At 56.5% G+C, this 14,744-nt stretch carries 17 protein-coding genes and 1 tRNA gene; all 18 read right to left on the minus strand.

The window, feature by feature from the left end; translation table 11 throughout:
• Nucleotides 1–43: 43 nt before the first annotated feature.
• The 18 genes from trpA to ACFSW5_RS17080 all read right to left on the minus strand — a co-directional run bounded on the left by trpA (nt 44) and on the right by ACFSW5_RS17080 (nt 14,705).
• Nucleotides 44–850: a tryptophan synthase subunit alpha gene (trpA, locus tag ACFSW5_RS16995; protein WP_379275554.1), complete on the minus strand. Its 807-nt coding sequence runs from the start codon at nt 848–850 to the stop codon at nt 44–46.
• Complete coding sequence (gene trpB, locus ACFSW5_RS17000) at nt 837–2,042, minus strand: tryptophan synthase subunit beta (protein WP_379275557.1); 1,206 nt, start codon at nt 2,040–2,042, stop codon at nt 837–839. Before trpB ends, trpA begins: the two co-directional genes overlap by 14 nt.
• Entirely contained in the window at nt 2,039–2,698 is a 660-nt protein-coding gene (locus ACFSW5_RS17005; RefSeq protein WP_379275560.1) for a phosphoribosylanthranilate isomerase, read from the minus strand. The genes trpB and ACFSW5_RS17005 overlap by 4 nt, the downstream gene beginning before the upstream one ends.
• Complete coding sequence (gene trpC, locus ACFSW5_RS17010) at nt 2,695–3,492, minus strand: indole-3-glycerol phosphate synthase TrpC (RefSeq protein ID WP_379275563.1); 798 nt, start codon at nt 3,490–3,492, stop codon at nt 2,695–2,697. The genes ACFSW5_RS17005 and trpC overlap by 4 nt, the downstream gene beginning before the upstream one ends.
• Nucleotides 3,479–4,534 carry an anthranilate phosphoribosyltransferase gene (gene trpD / locus ACFSW5_RS17015; RefSeq protein ID WP_379275565.1) on the minus strand — a complete coding sequence of 352 codons (1,056 nt, stop codon included), beginning with the start codon at nt 4,532–4,534 and terminating at the stop codon, nt 3,479–3,481. The genes trpC and trpD overlap by 14 nt, the downstream gene beginning before the upstream one ends.
• Complete coding sequence (gene trpE / locus ACFSW5_RS17020) at nt 4,531–6,102, minus strand: anthranilate synthase component I (protein WP_379275567.1); 1,572 nt, start codon at nt 6,100–6,102, stop codon at nt 4,531–4,533. The genes trpD and trpE overlap by 4 nt, the downstream gene beginning before the upstream one ends.
• Nucleotides 6,103–6,549: 447 nt before the next feature.
• The gene (gene aroH, locus ACFSW5_RS17025) at nt 6,550–6,918 is read right to left on the minus strand and encodes a chorismate mutase (protein WP_379275569.1); all 369 of its coding nucleotides are present in this window, start codon (nt 6,916–6,918) and stop codon (nt 6,550–6,552) included.
• A 5-nt stretch (nt 6,919–6,923) separates the two neighbouring features.
• The gene (aroB, locus tag ACFSW5_RS17030) at nt 6,924–8,018 is read right to left on the minus strand and encodes a 3-dehydroquinate synthase (RefSeq protein WP_379275572.1); all 1,095 of its coding nucleotides are present in this window, start codon (nt 8,016–8,018) and stop codon (nt 6,924–6,926) included.
• 284 nt (nt 8,019–8,302) lie between these two features.
• Nucleotides 8,303–8,485, minus strand: coding sequence for a hypothetical protein (locus tag ACFSW5_RS17035; protein WP_379275574.1), 183 nt, complete (start codon nt 8,483–8,485; stop codon nt 8,303–8,305).
• 92 nt (nt 8,486–8,577) lie between these two features.
• Complete coding sequence (locus ACFSW5_RS17040; RefSeq protein WP_379275576.1) at nt 8,578–9,357, minus strand: CheR family methyltransferase; 780 nt, start codon at nt 9,355–9,357, stop codon at nt 8,578–8,580.
• Nucleotides 9,358–9,390: 33 nt separating this feature from the next.
• On the minus strand, nt 9,391–10,365 hold the full coding sequence (locus ACFSW5_RS17045) for a polyprenyl synthetase family protein (RefSeq protein ID WP_379275578.1): 975 nt from the start codon (nt 10,363–10,365) through the stop codon (nt 9,391–9,393).
• A gap of 107 nt (nt 10,366–10,472) precedes the next feature.
• On the minus strand, nt 10,473–11,315 hold the full coding sequence (locus ACFSW5_RS17050) for a menaquinone biosynthesis protein (RefSeq protein WP_379275580.1): 843 nt from the start codon (nt 11,313–11,315) through the stop codon (nt 10,473–10,475).
• Complete coding sequence (locus ACFSW5_RS17055) at nt 11,308–11,967, minus strand: UbiX family flavin prenyltransferase (RefSeq protein ID WP_379275582.1); 660 nt, start codon at nt 11,965–11,967, stop codon at nt 11,308–11,310. Before ACFSW5_RS17055 ends, ACFSW5_RS17050 begins: the two co-directional genes overlap by 8 nt.
• Entirely contained in the window at nt 11,964–12,671 is a 708-nt protein-coding gene (locus tag ACFSW5_RS17060; protein WP_379275768.1) for a demethylmenaquinone methyltransferase, read from the minus strand. Before ACFSW5_RS17060 ends, ACFSW5_RS17055 begins: the two co-directional genes overlap by 4 nt.
• 35 nt (nt 12,672–12,706) lie before the next feature.
• A complete protein-coding gene (locus tag ACFSW5_RS17065; RefSeq protein ID WP_379275586.1) occupies nt 12,707–13,561 on the minus strand; it encodes a heptaprenyl diphosphate synthase component 1 in 855 nt (284 codons plus the stop codon).
• Between the two features lie 67 nt (nt 13,562–13,628).
• On the minus strand, nt 13,629–14,165 hold the full coding sequence (locus tag ACFSW5_RS17070; RefSeq protein ID WP_379275588.1) for a hypothetical protein: 537 nt from the start codon (nt 14,163–14,165) through the stop codon (nt 13,629–13,631).
• Nucleotides 14,166–14,300: 135 nt separating this feature from the next.
• Nucleotides 14,301–14,519: a trp RNA-binding attenuation protein MtrB gene (gene mtrB, locus ACFSW5_RS17075; protein WP_379275591.1), complete on the minus strand. Its 219-nt coding sequence runs from the start codon at nt 14,517–14,519 to the stop codon at nt 14,301–14,303.
• Nucleotides 14,520–14,627: 108 nt separating this feature from the next.
• A tRNA-Pro gene (locus ACFSW5_RS17080) sits at nt 14,628–14,705 on the minus strand.
• Between the last annotated feature and the right edge of the window lie 39 nt (nt 14,706–14,744).

The raw sequence follows: 14,744 nt of genomic DNA on the forward strand, positions 1-14,744 counted from the left end.
AAGCGTTGAATCAACGGCTCCGCGAGGGCCAATCCGATGGACGTTAGCTTTTTAATTCCTGCACGAAAGCGCCGATCCGGCCGAATCCCGCCTCGCGGCTCGCTTCCTCCGCCAGAAGCGGGAGCGCCTCCTCGATCTGGCGCACGATCGCGCTTCCGACGACGACGCCGTCGCAAAGCTCCGAGAAGCGCCGTACATGCTCCCGGCTGGATATGCCGAAGCCGATCGCGATCGGTACCGGAGAGGCTTCGCGCACCGTCCGAAGGAAATCGTCGATCCCGGAATAGAAATCGGAACGGACGCCGGTAACGCCGAGGGATGATACGCAATATACGAAGCCTTGCGCTTTGGACGCGATTCGCGCGATCCGGTCCTTGGACGTCGGCGCAACGAGCGGTATAAGATGAATGCCGGTAGCTTCCGCCAGCGCTCTGACCTCGGCATCCTCTTCAATCGGCAAATCCGGAATAATAAGACCGCTTACCTCTTTGCTTTTGATCAGCTCGAAGAAAGCTTCAAGGCCAAACTGAAGAACCGGGTTGAAATAAGTAAACAGAATAAACGGCAGCCGTACGCCCGACGCGCGCGCCTGTGCCGCGATTTCGATGCAATCGGCAATCGTAACGTTGTGCCGAAGCGCTCTTTCCGACGCGCGCTGAATAACCGGACCGTCTGCAAGCGGATCGGAATACGGAACGCCAAGCTCGATCATATCGGCGCCGGAGCGCTCCAATTGGCGAATGATCTCAAGCGTTGACGGGACATCCGGGTCCCCTACGGTCACGAACGGGATTAACGCCGTTTGTCCTTCCGAGCGCAGCCGGGCAAAAGTCTGATCAATGAGGTTCATTGCCGTCGCCTCCCAAATATTTCATAATCGCTTCCACGTCTTTGTCGCCCCGCCCGGACAAGCTGACGACGATCACTTGATCCTTGGAAAGCGTCGGAGCCAGCTTCATCGTCTGCGCAATCGCATGAGCCGATTCCAGAGCCGGAATAATGCCTTCCGTCCGGGACAGCAGCTGCAGCCCTTCAAGCGCCTCGGCGTCGGTTATCGGCACGTATTGGGCTCTCCCTGTATCTTTCAAGTAAGCATGCTCCGGTCCGATGCCCGGGTAATCGAGCCCCGCGGAGATGGAATGCGCCGGCAGCACTTGGCCGTAGTCGTCCTGCAGCACATAGCTGTAGGAGCCTTGGAATACTCCTTGGCGGCCTTTGGCCATCGTAGCCGCGTGCTCATCCGTATCGACGCCGCGTCCTGCCGCTTCCACGCCAAGCAAGCGCACGCCTTCATCCTCGATAAACGGATAAAAAATACCGATGGAATTGCTGCCGCCGCCTACGGCCGCAACGATATAATCCGGCAGCTTGCCTTCCGCCGACAATATTTGTCCTCTCGCTTCGTCCCCGATAATCCGTTGGAAGTCGCGCACCATCATCGGATACGGATGAGGCCCGGTAGCGGATCCCAAAATATAATTCGTGTCGTTCACATGGCTGACCCAATAGCGCAGCGCTTCGTTGCAGGCGTCTTTCAGCGTTCGGGTGCCCGATGTGACCGGCACGACCTCCGTACCGAGCAGCCGCATGCGGAACACGTTGAGCTGCTGCCGCGCCATGTCCTCTTCGCCCATCAGCACCTTGCACTCGAGGCCGAGCAGAGCCGCGACCGTTGCCGTCGCCACGCCGTGCTGGCCGGCCCCCGTCTCGGCGATAACCTTCTTCTTGCCCATTCGCTTCGCAAGAACGCCCTGCCCGATCGCGTTGTTGATTTTATGGGCGCCGGTATGGTTCAAGTCTTCGCGCTTCAAATAAATTTTGGCGCCGCCGAGGTGGTCGCTGAGCCGCTTCGCATAATAAAGCGACGTCGGCCTTCCGGAATATTGATGAAGCAAATAACGGATTTCCTCCTGAAATTCCGGGTCTTTGGAATAATGCTTGTACGCTTCCTCCAATTCGAGCAGCGCGTTCATTAGCGTTTCCGGCACATAGCGTCCGCCGAATTTGCCGAAGCGCCCGTTTGCGTCTGGCACCGTGTTCATCGCTCTACCACCTTCTGTACGAATAATCGAATTTTATGAATGTCCTTCTGTCCTTCCGTTTCCACTCCGCTCGATACGTCGATGCCGTCCGGCGCGTAGTCCCGGACGAGCCGGTCCGCATTGTCGGGATTGAGCCCGCCCGCGACGTATAACGGAACCCCGATGGAACGGGCTGCAGCTTTATACGCTTCGATCTGCTCCCAGTCGAACGGCTTGCCCGTGCCTCCCCCGGCCGTATCGATCAATACCGCGTCAACCGAACCGGCATACGGGCGGATGCGTTCGGCCGCTTCGTCACCGCTTTCCCCCACGGAGAATACTTTCCAGACCCGCACGTTAAGCCCGCTGCGGATCGAGCGGCATAAGGACGGGCTCTCTTCGCCGTGAAGCTGAACGATATCGAGCGGCGCGACGGCCAGCAGCTCGCGGAGCCGCTCGAATTCCGCATTGACAAATACGCCCGCCGCCAGCGGCCTCTCGCCTCCCGCTCCCTTTAGCGCATGTACTTCCCGTATGAGGCTCGCGGCCGTCTCCGGCGTCACCTGGCGTTTGCTCGGGGCGAACACAAAGCCGATCTCATGGATGGGCAAGCCGTCCATCGCACGGATTGTGCCGGCATCCTTCAGGCCGCAAATTTTAATTCTCGGCGCGCTCATCGTACGGCCGCTTCGCCCATCAGCTCGTTGACCGCCCGGCCGATGTCGGCTTGCCTCATGAAATGTTCGCCGATCAATACCCCTTGAGCTCCCGCTTCCGCCAGATAGGCAAGGTCGGCGGGACCCGCTATGCCGCTTTCGCTAATGACCGTCACTCCGGCCGGCATCATGCCGATGAGCCGCTCCGTCGTCTTCAGATCGGTGACGAAGGTATGCAAATTGCGGTTATTGATGCCGATCAGTAAGGCGCTTCCCATCTCGAGAACCGCCGCCGTCTCGGCTTCGTCGTGAACCTCGATCAGCACGTCAAGGCCAAGCGATTTAGCGGCGCCGTACAGCTCGGACAGCCGGTCCTTCGTCAATATGGCCGCGATAAGCAGCACCGCGTCCGCGCCGATCAGCCGCGCCTCGTAAACTTGGCGGTAATCGATAATAAAGTCTTTGCGCAGCAGCGGCAGTCCCACGGCTGCCTTCACGCTTGTCAAATAACCGTTGTCGCCTTGAAAATAATCGCGGTCCGTCAGCACCGAGATGCAATCCGCGCCGGCCCGCTCGTAAGCGGCCGCAAGCGCCGCGGGATCAAAATCGGCGCGGATGAGCCCTTTGGACGGCGAAGCCTTCTTCACTTCCGCAATAAGCCCCATGCTGCGCTTGCGTCCTTGCGTCAAGGCCCGCTCGAATCCGCGGCACGCCGGCATTCCGGCAATGACGCGCTCGGCTTCCGCCAGATCGAAACGTTCGGCAAGCGCCTCGACTTCTTTCTTTTTGGTCGCTACGATTTTATCCAGAAACATGTGCCAACTCTCCCGTCGTTCGTATAAGCTGCTCGAGCTTGCGCTCCGCCGCGCCCGAGTCGATCATTTCGGCGGCAATCGCCGCCCCTTCCTTCAAGGATTCGGCCGCTCCGCCGACATAAATGCATGCCGCCGCGTTCGCCACCACGATTTCCCGGTAGGCGCCCCGCTCTTCGCCGCGGAAGATGCCGCGAATAATCGTCGCGTTCTCCGCCGGCCCGCCGCCGATGACTTCGCTAAGCGGGTAACGCTTCAAACCGAGCTCCTCCGGCGTCAAATCGTACGTCCGCACCTGCCCGCCGTTCAGCTCGGAGACGCGCGTCGGCTCCGAAATGCTGATCTCGTCCAGGCCGTCGTGGCTGCCTACGACAAGCGCCCTGGCGAGTCCAAGCTCTCCAAGCACATGGGCGATCAGCTCCGTTTTGGAACGATCGTACAGTCCTAACAGCTGCCGGTCCGCGCCCGCCGGATTCGCAAGCGGACCCAAAATATTGAAAATGGTACGGATGCCGAGCTCCTTCCGCGGAACCGCGGCATGCTTCAGCGACGGGTGGTACAGCTGGGCAAACATAAAGCAGATCCCCGTTCTCTCCAAGCATTCCGCCGCTTGCCCGGGCGTCAGCGTAATGTCCACGCCAAGCGCTTCAAGCACGTCGGCACTGCCCGTCTTGCCGGACATGGCCCGGTTCCCGTGCTTGGCTACCCGAATGCCGGCTGCCGCAGCGATAATGGCCGAGCTGGTCGAGATGTTGAACTTATGAATGCCGGAACCGCCGGTGCCGCACGTATCGAGCAGTCCCTCGCGGTTCGTGTGCAGCTGGCTGGAATACGCGCGCATCGCTTCCGCGAAGCCGGTAATTTCGTCTTTCGTTTCGCCTTTCATCCGAAGCGCCGTGGCGACCCCGGCAATTTGCGATGGGCTGGCCTCTCCCGACATGATCGTTTCCATGACGGAACGGGCCTCCTCCCGCGACAAGCCGGCTCCCGTCGTCAGCTTGCCCAACGCTTGCTTCATATCCATCCGCGGCAAAATGACATTCATCGTCCAATCCCCTCTCCCATATTAACGCAATAATCGGCGTTTAGCTCGTGAAATTGCATATTCGGCTTCGGCTTCGGAGTCCCGAACAGCAGCTCGGCCGTGCGGATCGCTTTCAGGAGCGCCTTCGCCTTGTTCTGCGTTTCTTCGTACTCCTTCTCCGGCACGGAATCCCATACGATGCCCGCTCCGCTCTGCACGTAAGCTTTGCCGTTCTTGAAAATAATCGTCCGGATCGTAATGCACGTATCCAGCGATCCGCCGAATCCGAGGTAGCCGATCGCTCCCGCGTAGGCGCCGCGCGCTTCGTTCTCCAGCTCCGCGATAATTTCCATCGCCCTCAGCTTCGGAGCGCCGGATACGGTTCCCGCCGGCAGACACGAAATAAAGGCGTCAAAAAAGTCTTTGTCGGAACGCAGCTTGCCCGCCACGTTGGAGACAATGTGCATCACGTGCGAATACCGTTCGATCTCCATGAACGAATCGCAATGGACGGAGCCGAACTCCGCGACCCGGCCGATATCGTTCCGCCCCAGATCGACCAGCATCAAGTGCTCCGCGCGCTCCTTCTCGTCCGCCAAAAGCTCCCGTTCCAGCTCCATGTCCTCCTCCGGGGTGCGGCCTCTCGGCCTCGTTCCCGCGATCGGCCTTGTCTCCACGCGGTCCCCGTTTACTTTCACCAGCGCTTCCGGCGACGTGCCGACGATAATCTCTTCGCCCATTTTCAAGTAGTACATGTAAGGCGACGGGTTCATCGTCCGCAGCACTCTGTAGACGTGAAGGGGATCAATCGACGTCTCGATGCTGAAGCGCTGCGACAGAACGACCTGGAAAATGTCGCCGGCGCGGATATATTCCTTGGCTTGTTCGACGTTCGCCATAAACTGCTCTTTCGTTACGTTGGAGCGGACGTCTCCGAGCTCGGGATCGACCGGCATCGGAGCGGCGGCAAGAACCGGGCTCGCTGCCGGCTTCTTCAGCCGGGCGAAAGCCGATTCGATCCGTGCGACCGTTTGGCCGTAGGCTTCCGCGATGTCGTCGTCCGTGGCGCCCTCCGGAATGTGAACGTTGCCGATGATTTGAATTTGCTGCTTGAAATGGTCGAAGGCGATAATCTGATCGCAGAACATGAATTGAATGTCGTTCATCTGCATATCGTCCACGCGGTGAGCCGGCAGCTTCTCGTAATATTGAAGCAGGTCGTAGCCGAAAAATCCGATCGCTCCCCCCGTAAAAGGCGGCAAGTTTTCGAGCACCGGGCTCCTGTAGCCTCTCAAGCGGGCTTTCAGCAGCTCCAGCGGCTTGCCCGACAAATCCTCCTTGCGGCCGTTCCGTTCCAGTATGATCCGGCCGTTCTTGCCGTAGAGCATCATGAACGGATGGGTGCCGATGAACGAATGCCGCCCCCATTCGCCGCCCTCTACGCTTTCAAGCAGAAAAGCGTTCGTCTCTTGCGCGAATTGCTGAAAGACGCGAATAGGCGTTTCCGTATCGGCCATCATCGTACGGACGATGGGGATCAGATTATACCGGCCGGCCAGCCGGATGATTTGCTGCAATTCATTCGTCATAAGGAAAATCCTCCTTCGGATTATTCGGCACCCAAGCCGAAACTTTTCTACTGCTCCTCGTCAACGGACGAAACGTTCCGGCGGGAAATACAAGGCGATGGACGCGAAAACATATAAATACTTATGTGAAAAAAAAGAGCTTCCGCCGACGGCAGAAGCTCCGAGTAAACCTATTGTCAAGAAATCAATGAAAGCAGCGAGACTTGAACCGCATGCGGCAAACATGGCAAGGCCGTACGGGCTGCAACCCGTTCCAATCCTTCCGCGCTCAATCGACGGCTGTCTCTACTCGCGGCGGAATCCATTCCTTATCCGCCTATCTAAACTCTGCTCTGCTCATCTAATCTCTTCACAACTCTACTCTGCTAACTGCTCTCGTCTTTAAATCCTATGAATCGCTGTTCGAATCTAACAATCACTATACCGTAGAAACACGGCTCGCGTCAATTACGCATTTGCCAAATCCGGACGCAGCGCTTTGGCTCCGCCCAAATAAACATGTTTAATTTCCGCTTGCGACTTGTCCGTGTTGACAAGCACCATAAACCGGATGCAGCGTTCCAGGCTGCCTTTCACCGGCACCTCGAGCGAGCACATGAGAGGGACAAGCTCCCATCCTTCCAGCTGGCGAACGGCGCTGGCCGGGAATGCGTCGTCGATGTCGTTCGTCACCGTAATGAACACGCAGGCGATATCTTCGGGAACGATTCCGTTTTCCGCTACGATCTTGTGCGTCAGCTCCAACGTCGCGTTCAAGATCAAGTCCTTTTCGTTTGCCTCTACCGTAATGGCACCGCGAATTCCTCTTACGTTCATAGCTGCTACGCCTCCCGTTTCAATTCCTCGACGATTTCGCGAACCCATTCCGCGGGAACGTCGTTTCTGATTTCCACCTGTCCGATTGCCGTAGGCACGACGAATACCATTTTGTTGGCCTCGAATTTTTTGTCATGCATCATCGCCGCCATGATGGCGCCGGTATCCAAATGTCCCGGAAGCCGAACCGGCAGGCCGAAGCTTGCAAGCAGGCTCTTCGTTCTGTCGAACACCTCTTGCGGCGCTCCGTACCGTACCCCCAGCTTCGCCGATCCGACCATGCCGATCGCGATCGCTTCGCCGTGCAGAAGCTCGCCGTATCCGGCAACCGCTTCGAGAGCATGGCCGATCGTATGTCCCAAATTCAATATCGCGCGCAGCCCTGTCTCCCGCTCGTCCTCCGAAACGACGGCCGCCTTGACGCTGCATCCTTTGTAAAGCGCATATTCAAGTGCCGCCGGCTCAAGCGCAAGCAGCTCTTTCGAATGGCCGGCGCACCAATCCACGAACTCCCGATCCCAGATCAAGCCTTCCTTGACCACTTCGGACAAGCCCGCCGCCACTTCCCGCCGCGGCAGCGACTGAAGCGTGTTCAAATCGTAAAGAACGAGCTCCGGCTGGTGGAACGCTCCGATGATGTTTTTGGCAAGCGGATGATTGACGGCCACTTTGCCTCCCACGCTGCTGTCATGGGCCAATATCGTCGTCGGAATTTGCACGAACTTGACGCCGCGCATGTAGGACGCCGCCAAAAATCCAGTCAAGTCCCCCACCACGCCGCCGCCAAGCGCGACAATCGCCGATTTCCGGTCCAATCCCGCTTCCAGCGCCTTGCCGACCAATTCCTCCAGAACGGCAAGCGACTTCGTGCCCTCCCCCGCTTCAACGACCACGCTCGCGGTCTGGAAGCCCTCGCTTTGCAGATGATCCTCGAGAGAGCTCAAATATAGCGGAGCAACCTGCGTATCGCTCACGATGAACAGCTTGGAACTTTTGCTGATGCCATGCTTCGTAAAATAAACGGCGGCGGACTGCAGCAGCCCTTCGCCGATATAGATCGGATAAGAACGTTCCCCCAAATCGACTGTAAGCTCACGCATAACCCGTCTAACCTCCCCCGTAGTTGTCTTGCAAGCCTTAACGCTTCCACGTTTTAATGCGCTAAATATCTTTGCTCATTATAGTACAGCGTTTCCGGTTTGACAAGAATAGGCGAAATGCCTATTACAAGCCGAATTTGTTCATTGTCCTTTCCATTCGGACGAGAAACCGTTTCGGCGAGAAATATAAGGCCAAACTGTACTTATAACCGTTTTCTCGCAAGAAAACAGGCCCCGGGAACCTTCGTGAAACCGTCCCGGAGCCTGCTTTGAGATGCTTCTCGTTAACGCATTAACGGTTGCCCGCTCCTGCGCATCCCCGCATCGCTTAATTTTACTTCGACCGAAAGATTGGGATCGTTGACAAGCCTGTCAATTTGCCTGATGTCCACCCCGACAATTTGCGCACATTCCTGAATCGTAATCCATCCCCGTTTGTACGCCGCTATCACTTTGCGCTTGTCCATTTGCGAATCCGTATCCTCCAAACTAACAAACAATCTTTGTCTCTAGTATTGGAGAAGACGGCCGGCCGTATACATCGCGCAGCAGCGCCGCCTTAAATCTTCCGGTAGAAAAACGTATCCGCCGTTTCAAAGCCGTATTGTGCGGGCGAAAAAATCTGCTCCGTGCTGCCGACGAACAACAGCCCTCCGGGGCGCAGCGCTTCCGAAAACTTATAATATAATTGCTGCTTCGCTTCTTCGGTAAAATAGATCAAAACGTTGCGGCAAACGATCAGATCGAAGCCGGAATCGTATTCGTCGTGAAGAAGGTTGTGCTGCTTGAATCGAACGGCGTTCTTCAGCGTGTCCGATACGGCGTACATGCCGTTCCTTTCGGTAAAATAACGGGCCGCGTGCGCCGGAGGGACGTCTTTGAGCGACCGCTCCGCATAGATGCCTTCCTGCGCTTTCGCAAGCACGCCCGCGTCCAGATCCGTGGCGAGCAGCGCCGAACGGTTAAGCAGGCCTCCTTCGGCCAGCAGCATTGCGATCGTATAAGGTTCTTCGCCGGTCGAACAAGCCGCGCTCCATATTTTTAGCGTTCCCGCCTGCTGAAGCAGCTCCGGAAGAAAGCGGCGCTGCAGCGTCTCCCACCGGCCCGGGTTGCGCCAAAACTCGGATACGTTAATCGTCATCCGGTCCAAAAACTCGCTCATTAACCGGTTGTCGCTCTCCAGCGCCCGCCAATAATCCGCGAACGTGGCGAATCCGTGTTTCAGCCGGAGCGTTGTCAATCGGCGCTTCATTTGCGCTTCTTTATATAAGGACAGATCAATATCGGTTTTCGTTTTAATATGATGGATAAAAGCTTGAAAATCGGTATCGGCTGACATGCTGTTCCTCCCGCTTAAGATGCCGTTCTCGTTCTAGTAGTTCCGCTTGTTTACGAAATAAGCGATATCGGTCAAATGTTTTTTCGCCGGAATGGCGGGAACGCCGTCCAACGCTTCAAGCGCTTTCGCGATAAAGCGGTCCGCCAGTCGGTCCGCTTCGTCAATGCCTGCGCTCGATCGGATCAGCTCGATCGCCCGTTTCGTGTCCGCGCCGCCGTTGCTGTCCCGAATGGCTTCGATCTCCTTCAGAAGCGGCTCCCGTACGCCGTCCTGCCGCAAGGCGCAAATGACGGGCAGCGTAATGTTGCCCTGCCGGATGTCCGAACCCGGCGGCTTTCCGAGCTGCTTCTCCGTCCCGAGCAGATCAAGCAGATCGTCGCGGATTTGGAACGCCATTCCGACATTGTAGCCGTAACGGTACAGCCGGAAGGCCGTGTTGCGGTCGGCGTTTGCGGCCAATGCGCCGAGCAGGCAGCAGATCGCGATAAGCAGCGCGGTTTTGCGGCGGATGCGGAGCAAATAATGACGGACGTTCTGCTCGGTATTGAAAAAATCGCGGATTTGCTCCATCTCGCCGATCGTCATTTGCAGCATCGCCTTGGACAAGTATTGATGAATGACGGGATTCTGCAGCTCTGCCGCAATCTTCAGCGCCTTGCCGAAAATAAAATCGCCCGTATACATCGCAATCCGATTGTCCCATTTGGAATTCACCGTCACTTGTCCCCTGCGCGTGCCGGCGTCGTCGATCACGTCGTCGTGAACGAGCGAAGACATATGAATCATCTCGAGCGGCACCGCGACCTTTTTCAGAACCTGCAGATCGTAATCCCCGAATTTGCCCGACAGAAGCACAAAAACCGGGCGAAGCCGCTTGCCGCCCGCCTTCACCAAGTGGAGCGAAGCTTCGTTCAACAGCTCTTGCTCGTTGGAAGCGCTTCTGATAAGCTCCTGCTCGATTTCGTTTAAATCGCCTTTCATTTTGGAGTATAAGTCCAATATTTTCATTCTTTCACCTGTCTATCGGAGATTGATTTCGCCCTTCGTCTCAGCAGTCCTCAGGCGGCATAGCTTACGTTTCGCGGTGAAGGATAAGCTATTTATAATGGGCAGACTTATAAATTCTTATCTTTTCGAAAAAAAGCAAGTTCCGTGTCCCGCTCCAGAAGGCCAAGCTCCTTCGCATAGCGGCAATACAGCTCCAGTCCTTCCAGAAGCCGGGGATTCAAATCGTATTGAAGCCCTCCGAAATAGGACCGCCAGAACGATTCTTCCCCGCCGTGCTCCCGGCACGCCCTTGCGACGACAGGGTCCAGGTTGCTTACGTTTCCGGCCATATTGTCCAGCAAGGCGCGATGAATATAGCCGATCGCGTCCGGCCAAGCTTCCGCCGCATCCCTGCGCACCGCCACGACCGCATAGGTCATGCCGCGCCCGGTAAACCGGTGCCACAGCTCTCCGAGATCGATGCAGTGGAGATCCTTCCTCGTCCAGAACGCATGAATGGCGGGATCGCCGATCAAAAGCGCGCCGTCCGCCTGCTCGAGCATCCGGTCGAGCGAAGGCTCCATCGATATATATTCAGGATGAAGGCCGTAATAGCTCTCCATCAAAATTTTGAGCAAATTAACCGTCGTTGCGGACGTGGAAGTCAATGCAATCCGCTCCGGCGGGTCCGTATCGACGGGTTTTTTCGAAAAGAAAAACAACGAATTGACGCGCCCTACCGAGCCGACCGACAATCCGGGCAATAGCAGCAGCTTGTCGCTGTTTACGGCGTAAGCGTAGGAGGACATGGCCGATACTTGCAGCTCGCCCGCGGCGAGCATCCGGTTTAATTCCGAAGGCACGCGCGCGACGCTCTCCATATAATCGCCGTCAAGGCGAAGGCCGTGAAATATCGGCCAAGCGTTCGCGTAATCAATCTGGCCGATGGAGATTTTCTGTCTGTCAGCCATTCTGTTCATCTCCCCATCTTCTGTACAGTTCGTGCGGAATATCCATATTGTCAAGCACTTTGCCTACCAAAAAATCAATCATGTCGTCCATCGTCCTGGGCTTATAATAAAAAGCCGGCATCGCCGGAATCATTCGCACTCCCAGCCGGGACAGCTTCAGCATGTTCTCGAGATGAATCGCATGAAGCGGCGTCTCCCGCGGAACAAGCAGCAGCTTCCGCCCTTCCTTGATCATGACGTCGGCGGCGCGGGTCATTAAATCATCGGAAATGCCGTGGGCGATAGAGGCTAACGTCCCCATCGAACACGGCATAACCGCCATCCCCTCCATGCGGTAGGATCCGCTTGCGATGCTCGCCCCGATGTCCGCATTCGGATGGTAAATCAGCTGTTTTGCTTCCATCGCTTCTTCGAAATGCCGCTTTAACGCGGCCTGGCGGTGTGCCGTCTCCCAATCCAGCTCTTCCTTCAATACGCGCCAGCCGGCCTCCGTAATGACCAGATGAACCGTTATCCCCGAACGGAGCAGCTCCTGCACCAAACGTATGCCGTAGACAGAGCCGCTGGCGCCGGTGATGCCGACCGCCCAGCGCCGAACGGCCGCGGTTTCCGGACGTTCTCCGGAATGCCGCTTTGAATCCGGTTGTATCATTCCAACGTCTCCTTCGTTCCGATGTGCAGCGCCGCGATGCCGCCGGTCAGCGGATAAGCCTGCACGTCGTGCAGCCCGGCTTCGCGGAACAATGCCGACAGTTGCTTCGAATCGGGAAACGTCTTAAGCGAATCCGGCAGCCATTTGTACTCCTCGAACCGTTTGGCCACGAGCTTGCCGATGAGCGGAAGCAACCGTTCGAAATAAAAATAATAAATACCTTTGAACGGCTGCCATTCCGGTTTGGAAAGCTCCAGGCAGACGACCTGCCCCCCGGGCTTCACGACTCTGCGCATTTCTTTCAGCACCTGCAAATAATCGGGTACGTTGCGCAATCCAAAGCCGATCGTCACATAGTCGAAGCTGTCGTCCTCGAACGGAAGGTCCATCGCATTGCCCTGCACCAGTTCGATCTGCTTGTCCAATCCGATTTTCTTTATTTTATCCGCGCCCACATCCAGCATATTGCGGCTGAAATCGAGACCGACGACGCGTCCCGTCCCGCTTGCCTGAGCGAGCGATATCGTCCAGTCGCAGGTGCCGCAGCACAGGTCGAGCGCGCTTTCTCCATGCCGCACGTCCATCTTGCGCATCGTGAACTTGCGCCATGCCTTATGACGGCGGAAGCTGAGCAGATCGTTCATTAAATCGTATTTCGGCGCGATGCTTTCGAACACCGCATGCACATGCCGTTTGGAATCCATGTCAAAAGCCAGTTTACCCACCTCATCCCTCCGGTCTACAACGTGACCGGCAATGCCATTTTTTTAATGTATCCGTCAAGCATTCGGGCAAGCTCGCCGCCCCAACCGTCCGTCTCGAGACGGACGGCGGCGCGCCGGATGCCTTCCGACGCCGCTTGCAGCTTGGACGCCAATTGATTTCGGATATCGTATTTGACGATTAAGCTTTGAATAAAAGCCGGTTCGTCGGGATTCTCGGACAACCGCTTGCGCTCCTCCTCGGTTCCTTCCTGAAGAACATGCCAATACGCCCAGCTGTTCCGAAAGCGCGCCGGACTTTCGCTGCGGCGCAGCTCCTCCATTACGGCTTCGCATTGGCTGACGAGGCGGAGCAGCTCCGACCACAGCCTCGACGAAGGGGCCTCCAGCATCGTTTCGAATATCGAGAACAGCTCGCTTTTTAGCCGAACCGTCTGGCTTAAATAATCTTCGGCCGTCATCTTCAGCTGCTTCATCCCGGAGTAGAGGCTCACCTTCAGCCGATTGACTTCGCACACGGCCGCGCTTATCCGGGATACCATCTCGATTTGCCCGTCCTGGGCAAGCAAATAATAAAACCGGCTGCTGAAATAATCTCCCGCAAGAACTTTGAGCTGCCGCGAGCGCATCTCTCGCATCGATCTTTTACCGAGATTCGTATCAATGAGGTCGTGAGTATCCATGCCGAGCTGCACCAACGACACGACGATCGCATACAAGTCGCTGAACCGGGACAAGGATTGATGTTTGTCCAGGAAAGCGTGAAGCAGCCTGACCCGAAAATCGGGCGCAGCCGGAAGCTCCGTATGGGATTGGATCATGTCGTACTCGACATATTTCCTAGTAAGCTCTGGAATTCGATAAGATTTCATTAAACAGCCCCCGAACAGTAAAAGCGACACCCCGCCGCTCTATAATCTAAATTATTATAGCATAACTTTAAGTGAGATTATATAAATGGGCAAAGTAATAGGGCGAAAAATTGAGCCGAAGCCTTTTTTTCCATAACGGATCCTTGATCGGGTCGGCGTTGTCGAGCTCTTCCGGGCTCCCTTGAAGCCAGCTGTCGCTTCTTCTGACGTCAATCGCGAGGAGCAGGCGGGAGCCGGCTTGTTCCCGTTCCTTGAACCGGACGATCAGCCGGTTTACGTTGCCGGTATGTTCAAAGGAAAAGCGGATCAGCTTCCTCGCATCCTGCAGCCAAGCTCCCGAGCGCCCTTCGGCTCCGTCGATCAGCAGCTCGACGGATAGGACCGCCTGGCTCCATTTCACGTTGGCGATCGACCCCGACAGCCGGAGGGCAACGAACGCATCGACCAAATTCGCGTTGGTGAGCCGCTGAATCGTCTCCGTCCGGAACGCCGCGACTTCAGTCTCGGCCCGCTTATGCTCCGCCGCAGCGGGCAAAAAGGATAGTAGGCCGACAGCCGCCAAAGCGGCGAATGCCGCCGGCGCGTAACGTCTCCAAAGCCGCATTCGGATCCTCCTTTCGTCGGGCGGCAACAACCCATAGTGTAAGCTTCGCGCATAACCCCCATACCCCATTGTACAAACAAATGGAGCAGGCTATGCCTGCTCCATCGAAACGCGCCGTCCGTTTGGCGCCTTTTTTTACTGATCGGTTTCTATCGTTCCGTATTTGGTCATAACGATCGCTTTGCCGCGGATTTTAATAGCGGACGTATGATCCGTAAATTGACAGATCATCACTTCGTTTTTGTCCAACTTTTCCGTGTGGTGAAATTTCGTATCTTGCCCGCGGGTCAAGCCGATGACTTGCACGCCTTGGTCTTTCGCCTTGATCACGACATAATCGTTGGTCGACTCCATCGTTTGCCCTCCTGTTATGGTCTGCAAGTCTGCAGTGTGCATAATTGCATTATGCGTCCAGAAAAACTGCCCTCCCGTACTGTCGGGAGGGCTTGGTAATTACGAATATGGTCGGAACGACAGGAATTGAACCTGCGACCTCACCCACCCCAAGGGTGCGCTCTAGCCAAGCTGAGCTACGTCCCGATATAATGCGGCATCCTATGCGCAACAAAAAGTTTACCG

Source organism: Paenibacillus thailandensis (assembly GCF_042685365.1).
GTDB classification, from domain to species: domain Bacteria; phylum Bacillota; class Bacilli; order Paenibacillales; family Paenibacillaceae; genus Paenibacillus_AP; species Paenibacillus_AP thailandensis.

Coding starts and splice junctions, on each gene's coding strand:
- mtrB (WP_379275591.1), bottom strand. CDS start 14,519: ATGGAGTCGACCAACGATTATGTCGTGATCAAGGCGAAAGACCAAGGC.
- aroB (WP_379275572.1), bottom strand. CDS start 8,018: ATGCGTGAGCTTACAGTCGATTTGGGGGAACGTTCTTATCCGATCTAT.
- ACFSW5_RS17065 (WP_379275586.1), bottom strand. CDS start 13,561: ATGAAATCTTATCGAATTCCAGAGCTTACTAGGAAATATGTCGAGTAC.
- ACFSW5_RS17045 (WP_379275578.1), bottom strand. CDS start 10,365: ATGAAAATATTGGACTTATACTCCAAAATGAAAGGCGATTTAAACGAA.
- trpC (WP_379275563.1), bottom strand. CDS start 3,492: ATGTTTCTGGATAAAATCGTAGCGACCAAAAAGAAAGAAGTCGAGGCG.
- ACFSW5_RS17040 (WP_379275576.1), bottom strand. CDS start 9,357: ATGTCAGCCGATACCGATTTTCAAGCTTTTATCCATCATATTAAAACG.
- ACFSW5_RS17035 (WP_379275574.1), bottom strand. CDS start 8,485: ATGGACAAGCGCAAAGTGATAGCGGCGTACAAACGGGGATGGATTACG.
- ACFSW5_RS17005 (WP_379275560.1), bottom strand. CDS start 2,698: ATGAGCGCGCCGAGAATTAAAATTTGCGGCCTGAAGGATGCCGGCACA.
- trpB (WP_379275557.1), bottom strand. CDS start 2,042: ATGAACACGGTGCCAGACGCAAACGGGCGCTTCGGCAAATTCGGCGGA.
- trpD (WP_379275565.1), bottom strand. CDS start 4,534: ATGAATGTCATTTTGCCGCGGATGGATATGAAGCAAGCGTTGGGCAAG.
- trpE (WP_379275567.1), bottom strand. CDS start 6,102: ATGACGAATGAATTGCAGCAAATCATCCGGCTGGCCGGCCGGTATAAT.
- ACFSW5_RS17070 (WP_379275588.1), bottom strand. CDS start 14,165: ATGCGGCTTTGGAGACGTTACGCGCCGGCGGCATTCGCCGCTTTGGCG.
- aroH (WP_379275569.1), bottom strand. CDS start 6,918: ATGAACGTAAGAGGAATTCGCGGTGCCATTACGGTAGAGGCAAACGAA.
- ACFSW5_RS17060 (WP_379275768.1), bottom strand. CDS start 12,671: ATGGATTCCAAACGGCATGTGCATGCGGTGTTCGAAAGCATCGCGCCG.
- ACFSW5_RS17055 (WP_379275582.1), bottom strand. CDS start 11,967: ATGATACAACCGGATTCAAAGCGGCATTCCGGAGAACGTCCGGAAACC.
- ACFSW5_RS17050 (WP_379275580.1), bottom strand. CDS start 11,315: ATGGCTGACAGACAGAAAATCTCCATCGGCCAGATTGATTACGCGAAC.
- trpA (WP_379275554.1), bottom strand. CDS start 850: ATGAACCTCATTGATCAGACTTTTGCCCGGCTGCGCTCGGAAGGACAA.